The 14,536-nt window shown below is 33.3% G+C and carries 6 protein-coding genes and 1 pseudogene; 2 read left to right on the top strand and 5 right to left on the bottom strand.

Features of this window, described 5'->3' with window-relative positions; genetic code table 11:
- Nucleotides 1-113: 113 nt before the first annotated feature.
- From ACFX5D_RS15555 to ACFX5D_RS15545, 3 genes and pseudogenes are all read right to left on the bottom strand, one after another.
- Nucleotides 114-737: pseudogene (locus tag ACFX5D_RS15555) on the bottom strand (glycoside hydrolase family 3 N-terminal domain-containing protein); the annotation flags it as partial.
- Between the two features lie 77 nt (nt 738-814).
- Nucleotides 815-2,554 (bottom strand): cellulase family glycosylhydrolase, encoded by a 1,740-nt coding sequence (locus ACFX5D_RS15550; protein WP_379859121.1) that lies wholly within the window; start codon nt 2,552-2,554, stop codon nt 815-817.
- Nucleotides 2,555-2,586: 32 nt separating this feature from the next.
- Nucleotides 2,587-4,047: a glycoside hydrolase family 30 protein gene (locus ACFX5D_RS15545; protein ID WP_379859120.1), complete on the bottom strand. Its 1,461-nt coding sequence runs from the start codon at nt 4,045-4,047 to the stop codon at nt 2,587-2,589.
- Nucleotides 4,048-4,524: 477 nt separating this feature from the next.
- Between ACFX5D_RS15545 and ACFX5D_RS15540 the strand changes: the two genes are divergently transcribed.
- Nucleotides 4,525-7,389, top strand: coding sequence for a helix-turn-helix and ligand-binding sensor domain-containing protein (locus ACFX5D_RS15540; protein ID WP_379859119.1), 2,865 nt, complete (start codon nt 4,525-4,527; stop codon nt 7,387-7,389).
- 74 nt (nt 7,390-7,463) lie between these two features.
- Here ACFX5D_RS15540 and ACFX5D_RS15535 read toward each other — a convergent pair whose 3' ends face one another.
- On the bottom strand, nt 7,464-8,744 hold the full coding sequence (locus ACFX5D_RS15535; RefSeq protein WP_379859118.1) for a UDP-N-acetylmuramoyl-tripeptide--D-alanyl-D-alanine ligase: 1,281 nt from the start codon (nt 8,742-8,744) through the stop codon (nt 7,464-7,466).
- Between the two features lie 60 nt (nt 8,745-8,804).
- Entirely contained in the window at nt 8,805-10,484 is a 1,680-nt protein-coding gene (gene gldJ / locus ACFX5D_RS15530) for a gliding motility lipoprotein GldJ (RefSeq protein ID WP_379859116.1), read from the bottom strand.
- A 199-nt stretch (nt 10,485-10,683) separates the two neighbouring features.
- On the opposite strand from gldJ, the gene porU reads away from it, so the two are divergent.
- A complete protein-coding gene (gene porU / locus ACFX5D_RS15525) occupies nt 10,684-14,514 on the top strand; it encodes a type IX secretion system sortase PorU (protein WP_379859115.1) in 3,831 nt (1,276 codons plus the stop codon).
- The last annotated feature ends 22 nt before the right edge of the window (nt 14,515-14,536 follow it).

The raw sequence follows: 14,536 nt of genomic DNA, 5'->3' as shown, positions 1-14,536 counted from the left end.
TTGTTTTCTCTTAACGCATCGGGATGCTTTTTTTTGTAGTCATAATTTACGAATTTTAATTATCTTCGTAAGGTACAAAATCTCGGTAAGTGCTACCGAAGGTTTAGTTCAACAGCAGCTCCATAAGCCGCAAAATGCTTAACACAAGCCATCACGGAATTGACATCTCCCAATTTTCCTTGAAATCCTTTCACTCTCGCGTAAGCAATTCTCGAACCCAAATAGGTATCTTCTCCTGCACCTTCCATTACACGTCCCCAACGAGGATCACGCGCAATATCCACCATGGGCGCAAATGTCCAATGGATTCCACTTGCAGCCGCTTCTGTTGCAGCAATTCTTGCTGAAAGTTCCATCGCATCTAAATCCCAACTTGCGGCCTCCGCTAATGGAATTGGAAAAGTAGTTTTATATCCATGAATGACATCCTGACCAAAGAGTAAAGGAATTTTTAATCGGGATTGCATCGCTAATTCTTGGTATTGTCTCGTGTATTGCGTTCCCAAAACATTCAACATAGAACCAATTAAACCCGCTTTAATTTCGGATTGTTTATTAGGATTTATGGTTATGGGTCCGGTAGCTGTATTGTCCCCAGTATATTGATTAAGCTGCCCTATTTTCTCTTCGAGCGTCATTCGCTTTAGCAAAGCATCCACTTTTTGGTCAATCGTTTTTTGTTGAGAAAATGCAATAAAGCAGGTCAACAAAAGTGTTGTGATCACTATTTTTTTCATTTCTAAGTGCTGTATTATTTTATAATCAAATTCATTTATTCTATAATCCAAAGATCAGGGAATGGGATTTTATTTTTTTACTCGCTTGTGTTTTTGAATTCTAAAAAGTTTAAATTGAAATTTCCTTTTTCGAAATAGACTCTGATTTTATTCGTTCCTTTTCTCAAAACTACATTTTTTAAAGTCACTGTTTGCCAATTATTTATCCCTCCAGAAGATGGAATGGCAATAGTTTCAGAAATTTTATCGTTTTCATCTTTAAGAAAAAGCTTTCCTCCTGCGACCTCGCTTGAATACCGAATGGCAACATCAAAAGTAGTTTTGGCTTTTACCTCAACGGTATATTGCAACCATTCACCATTTTCAATAAAGGCTACATGAAAACCATTCGTGATTTTATCATTACAAGACTGAATGTCAACACCATCATTTCTCATGGCGCCACCTTTGTTCCATTTGGTAAATTTAGTCCCGTCATAATTGGCGACATCTTTATCAAAATAAGCAAATCCGTTTTGCCCTAAATCATATTCTGTCGCAAATACTTTTCCGGGCAAAGTATGATTTTTGTATTTTTTAGTATCGGTTGTTTGTACTTGTCTGAACATCGCATCGATTACATCGAACCTGATAGTCAGTTTTTTCATTTTGAAGTTTTCGGCAGTTTGCATTAATGCTTTTTTTGCAAAAGCTACTGTTGGTTTTTTTCCTCCGTTTGCCCAATATTTCAATAATTGCTCGTATTCCGGTGTTTTTGTAACGGATGTAACTCCTGCTAGATTTTCAATTTTTTTCATTGGCCAAAAAGCCCAGCCAATCGTATTTGATTCCATTAAAGCGATCGCTTCCTTAAACCACACATTAGAGTTTTCACCACTTTCACCCAGCCAAATTGGGACATTGTATTGGGTTCTGTAATCTAACATTTTTTGTATCGAAGCCACATCATTATCATTCCAATATTTGTGAAAACTCAACGCCATATTATCATCCCAAAGTGGAAACAAGCCATTGTAATTATTTCCCCAGCAATTTCCCTCTATGAAAATTAAGTGATTCGTATCAATAGCTCTTATTGCTTTTGTAACTCTGACTTGCAACGCTCGTAGAGGCGCATTAGACTTTTCATCACATCCATTTTGATTCGTTCCTGTGAAATTCCAATTAGGTTCATTGATGATATCATAGGCTCCAATCCAAGGATTATCTTTATAACGTAAAGCCAACTTTTTCCAAAGCGCCACCATTTTATCCTGATTCGCTGTACTCTCCCATAGTGATGGTTTTGAATCATCATAATCGGATATATTAGCATCTTTTCCCTGACCTCCGGGAGCTGCATGTAAATCTAAAATCAAATATATTTTATTGGCAGCACACCATTTCAATAAATTATCTGTCATTTTAAAACCTTCTTCCAGCCATGTATCCTGCCCTGAAACGGTTTCTTTTTCAATAGGCAATGTATACAAATTGAAATGCATGGGCAATCGAATGGAGTTGAACCCCCAAGCCGCCAATGAATCTATATCTCTTTTTGTAATTCCGTTTGCTTTATAGGCCTCGTAAAATTTTTTAGTGTTTTTGGCACCAATTAGATCCGTAATTTTCTGTTTTATTGCATGTTGCGAACCTGCAAACGATCCGGTTTGTAGCATATAGCCTTCTTGAACCATCCAGCCGCCTAATCCCAAACCGCGCAACACAACGTTCTGCCCATTTCCATCGACGATTTTTTGGCCATTTCTATGTAAAAACCCTTGTCCGAAGGAGGAAATTGATAACAAACTAAAAAATATTAAAACTATTTTTTTCATAAAGTGTGTTTAAAAACAAACCGTTCTGGAAATTAATAAACTAATGTTTGAATCCCATGTGCAGGAATTACTACCACTATTTTTTCTGAAGCTATGATTAAATTATAGGTTACTTTTTTATCGCTTTTGTTCATCACTACAGTAACCATTTTTCCATTTGTATTAAGGAATGAAGTACTTAACAAACTGCTTCTGCTCACAGCTGTACTGACTCTTTTCGCATCACGACGAATGAATTTCGAAAAATGACCTATATAATAATAACTCGGAGTATAAATTAATTCTCCTGAATTAGTATCTGCATGAATTGGTGCAAAGCAAAAATTCCCCACGTGATTTGGGCCACCGTTTTGATCTAAAAGGATATTCCAATCCGTCCAACCCACAGTTCCGTTATTGAAATCATTAATCATCGCAATTCCGTAACGTTCGCCATTTGCCCAAAATTGGTATTTTTTGGCATCGAATCTTTCAACACATCCTTCTGTGAACAATAAATTTTTAGTTGGATATGCTTCATGAACCTTATTAACATTATCAAACATAGGTGCTCCGCCTGTCCAGTTTTCGTACCAATGAAATCCCATTCCCCAAGCATATTTTGAAGCTTCTGGGTCAGAAAAAATAACATTTGCTCTTTGATTCATCAAATCACGGTTGTGATCCCAAACAACAATTTTTTTATCGCCTAAGCCTTCTTTTTTCATAGTTGGTCCTAGAAAATTCTTCAAGAAATCTCTTTCGGCTTCAGCAGTATAGACACAAGACTCCCAAGTTTGAGTGGCCATAGGTTCATTTTGGATAGTAAGTCCCCAAATTGGCATTCCTTCTTTTTCATAAGCCTTAACAAATTTTACATAATAATTTGCCCAAGCTTGGTAATACTCTGGCAATAATGTCCCTCCTTTTAACATGCTCTTATTACTTTTCATAAAAGCCGGAGGACTCCACGGAGTTACATAAATCGTTAATTTTTCGCCAGCAGTTTTCATGGCTTCTTTAATCATTGGAATGCGATACTGTCTGTCGTGGTCAATACTGAAAGAATTTAGTGTTGCATCACCATCTTTGATATAGGTATAACTTCCACTACTAAAATCCGAACTATGAATTGTAGATCTCAACAAAGAATAACCAATTCCTTTTTCTTTATTATAGTAAGCATTTAAAAGTTCTTGTTGTTTTTCTTTGGTCAATTTTGCAAAAACCTCAGCACTTGCATCGGTGATTGCGCCTCCAATTCCCATAAAGGTTTGGAATGTTTTTTTAGGCTCAACAAAAATGGACACTTCGTATTCCAGAGGTTGTTTTGAAGCAGTAAAAGTTAATTTGTCTGTTTGTGTCAGTCGTAATTTTGTACTATCTGCTGTAGTGTAAACGATAACTGTTTTATCTTTTGTTGAAAAAGGCTTCGATTGTATTTTACTTTTCTGCTGAGCAAGAGCTAAAAAAGACACTGCTAAAAATGCTACTGTTGTTGCTGTTCTTTTCATGATTATATTATGTGTTTATATTATTTTTACCAACTATATGTTTCTACCCAACCTACAACTAGTGAAGTTGTAACCCATTTCCGCTTACATTAACATCTTGTACTTGTGCGTAAACTGAGAATAGATAAAAAAAATATAATTTTTTTTGTTAATTAATTATTTATTTTCCGCAATATTACGTTTATTTTTTCTATAATTATCATTTATACTTCCTTACAAAAACACATCAAAGTCATTTTTATCACTTGACAAAAACACATCAAGATTCACATAAGTGCCTTATTATAAATTATTTGATTTTAATTTTATACTGTTACGAAAATGTTAATATAAAAAAAAACCACTACATTTATAGAATATATAAATACTTCTATTTTTCTATCAAAATCTGATTAAAACAAGCACTTCTTATTTTTCAGCAGTAGAAACCGCAGTCTTTTTAAATAATAATCAATTCATTACATTTAGACTTTAATCATGAGATTTACAAAATTCCATTTTCTAATTTTATTAATAACAACAACAATCTGTAGTCAGGTCAAAAACATAGGACTGCCAGATATTAGAAATTATAAAAGATCCGATTATAAAGGAGGCACTCAAAATTGGGATATTGACCAAGATAAAAACGGCAATTTATATTTTGCTAATAATAGCGGCCTTTTTCAATTTGACGGTTCCTCATGGAGGAAATATAATATCCCAAACTCTGCAGCTGTGCGATGTGTAAAAATTGATAATTCTGGAAAAATTTTCGTGGGAGGTTATAATGAATTTGGCTATTTTAAATCTAATTCAAAAGGGAAATTGGTTTATTTTTCTTTGTCTAAAATGATAAACAAATCCAATTTGAAACTGATGGATTTTATCTGGAAAATACACATTCACAATGACGAAGTTATCTTTTTATCATTTGAAAGAACGTACATCTTTAAAAACAAAAAAATTAAAATCCTCGAGTCTCCTAAAAGATTCCAATTCTCATTTCAAGTCAAAAACCACCTTTATATACAAGATATTTCATTGGGAATATTGGAATACAAAAACGGAAAACTATTTCAGCTAAAAAATACTACCATTTTAAATAACACTGAAATCTGGGGTATTTTTCCTTTACCTGAAAACAAGTTATTAATTGCCACTTTAAATAAAGGTCTTTATATATATGACAATGAAAAAATGATTCCTTGGGATACCGAGGCAAATGTTTTCATTAGAAAGAATAGCTCACTTGGTGGTGTAGTGATAAGAGATAAATTCATTGTACTCAATTCGGTTTTAGAGGGAATAATTGTATGTGATTTAAATGGGAAAATTATTCAACATATCAATCGCACAAAAGGGTTGCAAAATAATACCGTTCTCACCTCTTTTGTTGACAGCAAAAACAATCTTTGGTTAGGCCTTGATAACGGAATCTCTTTTGTGAATGAAAACTCTCCTTTTACTTATTTTGGATTTAGTTATAATCTAAGTACTGTTTATGGTACGGCATTACATAAAGGAAATCTTTACGTTGCTACTAATCAAGGTGTTTTTTATCATTCTTGGAATAATTCAACCAAAGAAGATACTTTTAAACTCGTAGAAGGAACTACCGGACAAGCATGGAACATACAAGTAATTGACGACCAATTGTTTTGTTCACACAACACAGGAGCGCTATTGATTTCGGGTGCAAAAACTATAAAAACATTAGACAACATAGGTTATTGGGAGTTTAAGCAAATGTCGAATTATCCTAACTATTTAATTGGCTCAAATTACAATGGTTTTTCAATATTTGAAAAAACAGCAAACGGCTGGAAATTTAAAAATAGAATTGAAGGTTTTTCAAAGTCATCCGGATCATTTGAATTAGAGGGAAAAAATATTTGGATAAAAAAAGACAATATAGCCTATAGAATGACATTAAGTAACGACCTGAAAAGGTTCGAATCTATCAAAACATATCAAAATTTATCGAAAACAGCAAAAGGAATTGGAAACATACAACAGTTGGAAAACAAGATTTACTTTCAAACAAACAACCACTTTTATCGATATTCGTACGATCAAAATCATTTTTTTGAAGATAAAAATATAAGTAATTTATTTGCAAAAATCCCCAAAATAAATTCATTTACACAAGACACGAACGGTAACATCTGGTATATTTTTGGTGAATCACTCGGTGTCTTAATGAAAACAAAAATGGATAATTACAAAAATATCGTAGCTCCATTTTCAAAACTTACCGGAAATATAGTCCCTAACAATCTATCAATAAATACTACTGGTCCTAATGATACTTTCATTGGTTTAACAGATGGATTAGCGCACTATGACTCTAACCTATTAAACAATTACGATGCAAAACCAAAAGCAAATATAAGAGGCTTTTCATTTCCTGGCGACACCATTATTTTTGCAAATGGACAAAAGGCATTGGAGAATTATACAATTCCATACAGCTCAAATCATGTGAAATTCAATTTTTCCTCGCCTTCGTATGAAAATCTTGAGAATCTTGAATTTTCATATCAATTAAAAGGATTTGACAATCAATGGAGCAATTGGTCAGCAAGTTCCACAAAAGAATACACCAATTTGAGAGAGGGCGATTATATCATGAAGTTAAAAGCCCGAACTAATTATGGTAAACAATCCGAGCAAACCATATTGAATTTCAGCATTTCTCCTCCTTGGTACAGGTATTTATTAGCCTATTTCTTTTATATTTTATTTATTGTTGCATGTATAATTTTTATTAGAAAAAGAATAAAAATGAAAATACGAAAAAACAAATACTATGAAACCGTAGAACAAAGAAGACTCTATTTAGAAAAAGAATCAAAGATCAGGCAAGAACAATACGACCTAGAAAAAGAAATTGAAAAATTAAAAAATGACAAGCTTCAAATTAAAATTTTAGCGAAAGACAAGGAGCTCGTTAATAATTCATTGCAGGTTGTAAAGAAAAATAAAATCCTAAATGGAATTATCTATAAACTAAAAGATATTAATGTAGAATCCTTTGATGAGTCAACTAAATTCCAATTTACAAAACTGAACAGAAGTATTACAAAGGAAGTAAATGCGGACAAAAGTTGGAAGGATTTAGAAAAACACATTAAGAACGTCCATTTTGATTTTCTAAAAAGATTAAAAGAAAAATATCCAACAATTTCTCCACGAGAATTAGATCTATCTACCTATCTACTGATGAATATGTCCACGAAAGAAATTGCCGAAATCATGAATATTTCAAGCGGAGGTGTTGAATTAGCCCGATACCGATTGCGAAAAAAACTAGAGCTTCATAAAAAAGAAAATCTCACTGGTTTTTTAATGAGTATTTAAATTTGTACCGTCCTAAAAAAAGCCATTATAAATTAAAATGATGGCTTTTAAAACTTAAAGAAATGAAATCGTTACTACAGGAAATCTAAAGTTCGCTCCAAAGCCATTCCCCTAGAACCCTTTATTAAAATAGTGCTGTTTTCAATTTTAGTTTCTTTTAAACGACTTGAAAAGGCATCAAATGTCTCATAAAAACGAAAATTATTCTCATCAATTCTATTATCATAAAATGCTTTACCAATAAAGTAACTGGTTACATTTTCATTCAAAAGCATTAGTATAATTGCTTGATGTTCTTTTTGACTTTCCTGCCCCAACTCAAACATATCACCTAATATCATAATCTTATTTTGATTATCCAACTGTATGAAATTATCTATTGCAACAGCCATACTACTGGGATTAGCATTATAAGCATCTAGAATAATATGGTTTGTTTCTTTACTTATTAATTGTGATCTATTATTTTCAGGAATATAACTTTCTAGCGCTACTTTAATTTCTAAATCCGCTACACCAAAATACTTTCCTATAGTTAGCGCGGCATTTATATTATTAGCGTTGTAAAGACCTATTAAATGCGATGAAATCGTAAAACCAGAACAACTGATTGCCACAAAGGGGTTTGCCTTTACTTCCGTAATATTCACATCGGCCGTTTCTTTATTTATTCCAAAATAAAATGATTTTAATATTTTTGATTTCTCAATTTGAATTGGATCTTCTAAATTTATAAAAGCCAATTTCTCATTCGTCAAAAGATACTGATACATCTCGCTTTTTCCTTCAATTACACCTTCTACTCCACCAAATCCTTCTAGGTGTGCCTTTCCAAAATTAGTGACATAGCCATAATCCGGCTTGGCTAATTCACAAAGAAATTCAATTTCCTTTTTATGATTGGCACCCATTTCTACAATTCCAATCTCCGTTTCTGAATTAAAAGAAAGCAAAGTCAATGGCACACCAATATGGTTATTTAAGTTGCCAGCGGTAGCTTTGATTTTATATTTTTTTGATAAAACAACCGCTATAAGTTCTTTTGTAGTTGTCTTCCCGTTACTCCCTGTAAGAGCAATAATAGGCAATTTTAAATATTCCCGATGAAACTTCGCTAATTCTTGTAACGCCACTAAACTATCTTCAACTAAAATAGTTCTTTGGTCAATGAAATATGCTTCATTATCAATTATCACATAAGAAGCTCCTTTTCGTAATGCTTCTTTAACAAAAGTATTGGCATCGAAACGCTCCCCTTTTATGGCAACAAATAAGGAATTGGGCTCAATTTTACGAGTATCTATTGAAACTGATTTACACTTTAAAAATAAATTATGAATGCGAGCTATATTCATTTAAAACTGATTTAAAAAAAAGCCCTAATGAAAGGGCTTTGATTATTATTTTATGAAAAATTAATTTCTTGCTGATTTCTTTTTATCCGATTTAGCACCGACTCTAGACATCGCACATCTAAATCCGATATAATCGGTAGCCATATCCTGTGGAAAGTACCTTCTTTGAGCTGGATCTAACCAAAAGGCTCTATCTCTCCATGATCCACCTTTATAGACTCTAACTTCATCGTTTATCAAAGTAGTTCTTTTGCTTGATTTATCATATTTTCTAACCATCTTACCTAAACTATCTGTTGTTACATTGTGTTTAGGAGAATTGTACATGATTTTTTCTTCTTTCTGTTTTTCAGTTTCTGATTCAGATCCAAAGTTATAATATCTGGTAGACTGCTTATCACCGTCTCTATAATTGATATTATCGCTCTTATCGAAATTTTGTCTCAAATACGTTTCTTGCTCATCAACTGGAACTTGAGCAATTTGACCTGGAAAATTTCTAGCGACGATTCTTCCATTACTCAAAGTATCGTATTTCATATTCTCTTTGGTAACGATTTCAACCTTACCATCTGCTCCAATTTTATTTTTAGTATATTGATTTCCTCTAAAATAATTAAAATCATTAGATTCATTATCAATAATTGGTCGGTAAACATCTTGAACCCATTCGGCTACATTTCCAGCCATATCATACAATCCAAAATCATTGGCGGGATAGCTTTTTACTGCATTAGTAATATCAGCACCATCATCAGACCAACCGGCAATACCACCATAATCTCCATTTCCTTGCTTGAAATTGGCTAATTGATCTCCCTTACTTTGTCTTTTTCCGGAACGAGTATAATCTCCTGACCAAGGATATTTTTTCTGTCCTTTGTAAATATTATACTCTCTTTGCCCTACATCTGCTGCAGCTGCATATTCCCATTCTGCTTCAGTTGGAAGTCTGTATTCTGGAAGAATAATTCCAGAAGAACGTTGTGCATAAATATTTTTTGCTTCGGTTACTTTACCATCTTTCCCCGCCTTAGGCGCTCTTGCTCCCTTTTTACCTTTTAAAACAATCTCTTCATTACCACCATAGGTCGATGTCGGACTATTTAAATATGTTTCAGTACTAAAAGAACTTTCTGCTGTAACATCTTGTGTTTTAGCATTTTTCTTTAGGTAACCATTTTTTTCCAACACAGCTTCATTTACACGATCTGTTCTCCATTTACTAAATTCAACTGCTTGAATCCAATTTACCCCAACTACGGGATAATTGGCATAAGATGGATGTCTTAAATAATTATTGGTCATAGTCTCATTATATCCTAATCTATTTCTCCAAACTAATGTATCGGGTGAAGCACCTTCATATATGTTTTTATAATTTTCTTCTGTAGGGGGAAAGACTTGTTTCAACCAATCTAAATATTCTAGATACATGAAGTTTGTCACTTCCGTTTCGTCCATATAAAAAGATTGAACGTGTTGTTGTGTTGGCGTATTATTCCAATCATGCATTACATCATCTTGCACTTTCCCCATGGTAAAAGTACCGCCTTCAACAAACACCAAACCTGGTCCAGTCTCCTGCTTTTTACTACTTGATCCTTTTTTACCATCAACATTCCATCCGGTGGCTCTTGAAGCATTTTTGGAACTAGATTTTTTACTGCAACTAGCCAAACCTGCAATCATTAGTATTGACATCATCAATTGAAAGGCCAAAATTTTGTTTAGTTTCATACTCTTTAGTAGGTAATAATTTTAAAGTGACGCAATATAACAATTAACCATTAACTTGCAAAACGCTTTTTTAATAAAGTTTAGCAGAAAATCATATTACAAAAACGCAAATTTATAATATTTATTATTTACAATTACACTAAATTTTTTATTTTTACTGATTCGTAATAATTCATTCTCAATCCCGATAAAAAACACAATGAGAAAAACATTTCTAGTTTATTTATCTCTAATCCCATTTATCTCTTTTGCCCAAATTAATGGCAACATTACCATTGAATGGTTAGAAAAAAAAGAAATTCCTTTTGGGGATATCGTACTAAATGTTCCTCAATTTATCGGTGAAAATTATTATTATGACGTCTCCAAAAAAGCAATAACTTATTCTTTAAAAATAGCAGAACTAGGTTCTTCAATCAAAAATGACATTCAAATTACCAATATTATTTACGAACCCATTTCAACATCTTATCTTGGCGATTTAGACCCGAAAAGCATACCCGAAACACCTGATGCCTACTTAAAAACAACGACTGCCCGAGAACTTAAATTCACCTTTCTTGTGCTTTCGCCGATAGTAAAGGACAACTTTGGATTCAAGCGGATCAAATCGTTTTCTTATAGTACAAAAAGTAATTCCTCCCGAATCACGCAATCCAATAAAAGCATAAGCGCTCTATCTAATTCGGTTTTAGCCTCAGGAGATTGGTATCAATTTTACATCGAAAAGTCTGGCGTCTATAAGATTTCTAAAAGTTTCTTACAACAGTTAGGATTAACCACAAGTGGTATTGATCCAAAAAAAATAAAGATTTATGGTAATGGAGGAAAAATGCTCCCATTATCAAACAACACTTACTATCCTTCAGATTTAACTGAAAACGCTATAGAAGTTATAGGAGAAAACGATGGCGTATTTAATGAAGAAGATTATATCTTATTTTATGGGGAGGGATTAGATACTTGGAATGAAGAAAGTCAGACTAATATCAATTTATATGACACTAAGTCGTATTACTATGTAACCATTGAAGGTGCTGAAGGAAAAAGAATAGCCCAAATGAAGCAGCTAACGGGAAGCAGCACAATCACAATAAACACTTTTGACGATCATCAATATCACGAAATAGACGAAGTAAACATTGCTCATTTAGGTCGGCAATGGTTTGGCGAATCCTTTGATATAAAACAGGAACAGGAATTTGCGTTTAATTTTCCAAACGTCGAGCTATCTTCTGCAATTAAAATAAAGGCTACAGCCGCTTCGGCAGCTTTTGCTCCTACATCGTTCACCGTATTTGCAAACGGGCAAGAAACTGCAAGCATTAATTTTCCTGCTTTAAACACCAATTCTGACACCGAATTTAATACCGGATCGCTGCCAAGCAATGTCTCTTTTAATAGTTCCGAAAATGTAAAAATTAAATTAAGTTACAATAACAATGGTGTCCCGGGATCAAAAGGATACCTAGATTACATTCAGCTTATCGCCAAAAGAAAACTTCAAGGGTATGGAAAGCAATTTCATTTTCAATATGATTTATCAAATGCAAGTTTAGGAATTGCAACTTATTCTATCGCAAATTCTGCAAGTATTCCGGAAGTATGGGATATAACAGACCTCTATAATATAACAAAAGCTGAAAACACAAATCAGAGTGCGTTTAGTTTTAAATCAAATCTGGGTGAGTTAAGAAAATACATAGCACTAGATTCGTCAGATTATTTTACACCTTTAAAAAGCAGCAAACCTAAAATTGCTAATCAGAACTTAAAAGGAACAATTTTCAAAAATGCTCAAGGTCAATTTCAAGACATTGACTATGTAATTATATCGCCCGCTTTTTTAACAGGTGAAGCAGAAAAATTGGCGGTTTTTCATCGTTCGAAATCAAATTTGAATGTAAAAGTAATCTCTCTTGAATCAATTTATCAAGAATTCTCTTCAGGAAAACAAGATATTTCAGCTATAAGAAATTGCATCAAATATATTTATGACAATCCCTCATCCCCTGACAAACGTATAAAATATGTAAATCTTTTTGGAGACGCCTCCTATGATTTTAAAAACCGAATCGTCAACAACACCAATATTGTTCCTATATACCATGCCTTAAAAAGTAATACATCTGGCGAAGCTTCATTTGCTTCTGATGATTTTTATGGATTGATGGATTCAAACGAAGGAAATATTGTTTCTTATTTTGGAGGAATAGATATTGCCGTTGGAAGAATGCTTGTTAATGATAACAAGCAAGCTGACGAAATGGTAAATAAAATAATTGAATACCATGACTTAAAATCTTACGGTAGCTGGAGGAATAATATTGTTCTAGTTTCTGACGACTCAGATAGAGCATCGGATGCTAGTTTACAGAACCGACAAAATAGCTTAGCAGATGGCATTGCTTCAGAAAAACCTTTTTTGAACGTCACTAAAATACTTTTAGATTCTTATATCCAAGAAGCATCCGCTGGTGGCTTCCGATATCCAAAAGCAAGAACTGACTTTTTTAATGCTTTCGAAAAAGGGGCATTGATATTTAACTATTTGGGACATGGTGGAGAAGATGGCCTATCCAGCGAACGCATTTGGGAAAAATCTGACGGCCAAAACTTAAGCAATCAATATAAATACCCCTTATTCATAACTATAACTTGTGAATTTTCTCGTTTTGACAATCCATCCAGACCGACGGCAGGCGAATATACGTATTGGAACCCAAAAGGTGGAGCTATTGCTATGATCACAACCATAAGAGCAATAGGGCAATATAGTGCCGAAAATTTCAATGATGTATTATCCAAAAACTTATTATCGTATGGTTCAAACCAATATACATCTATTGCCGAAGCTTTGCGAATGGCTAAAAACAGCAACCCAAATTCAGCAACCAATGTAGTTTTTTACATAGGCGATCCAGCCTTGATGCTTGCCATCCCAAAACCAAAAATAAGTCTTACTAAAGTTAATGACATGTCAATATCGCAACCCATTGATGACTTCAAATCATTATCGAAGATAAAATTGACAGGAGAAATTACGGATGAGAACAACAATTTATTAACCACTTATAACGGTGAACTTTCCACAACTATTTTTGATAAAATCATTGCAAGAACAACATTTAACAATGACGGCAATAGTTCTCCAATAAATTTCAATGTATTAGGAGAAACAATATTTAGAGGAAATGCATCAGTTACAAATGGCAAATTTGAGTTTAGTTTTGTCGTTCCCCGAGACATTCGTATTCCATTAGCGAATGGAAAAATCAGTTTTTATGCGAAAAAAAATCAATTTTTAGAAAATGAAACCGGCTATAATACAAGCATCAAAGTGGGCGGAATAAATGAAAATGCAGTTGCAGACAATATTAGTCCAAGAGTTAAGTTATATATGAATGACGAAACTTTTGTTTCGGGGGGCACAACAAATGAATCTCCTTTCCTTCTTGCTTTTCTTGAAGATGAAAATGGCATAAATACAGCCAGCGGAATAGGTCATGATATTGTTGCAATATTAGATGGCGATGTGAATAATCCTTATATATTAAACGATTATTACCAAACAACATTAGATGATTATACTAGTGGAACACTTCGATTTCCGCTACATAATTTATCATTAGGCTTACATACAATCACGTTCAAAGCTTGGGATGTTTATAACAATCCCATTATAATCGAAATTCAGTTCATAGTAGTTGGTGATGAAAACATAATATTGACGCACGTATTGAACTACCCCAACCCATTTGTCAATTACACCGAGTTTTGGTTTACACACAATAGGCCTTACGAAGCTCTTGAAGTTCAGATTCAAGTTATGACAATAACGGGAAAAGTGGTCTGGACTAAAAATCAAACCATTACCACCGAAGGGTTTTTATCTAAAGATATTACTTGGGATGGTAAAGATGATTTTGGAAGTAAAATTGGAAAAGGAGTTTACATATATAAACTTATGGTAAAATCTAATTTGACTAATAAAAAGACTGAAAAGTACGAAAAACTTGTAATACTTTAATAAAATATTATATTTGTTCAAT

The organism is Flavobacterium fructosi (assembly GCF_042787335.1).
Lineage (GTDB): Bacteria > Bacteroidota > Bacteroidia > Flavobacteriales > Flavobacteriaceae > Flavobacterium > Flavobacterium fructosi.
The sequence above is the reverse complement of the archived record's forward strand: the minus strand, read 5'-3'. Positions and strand labels throughout refer to the sequence as shown.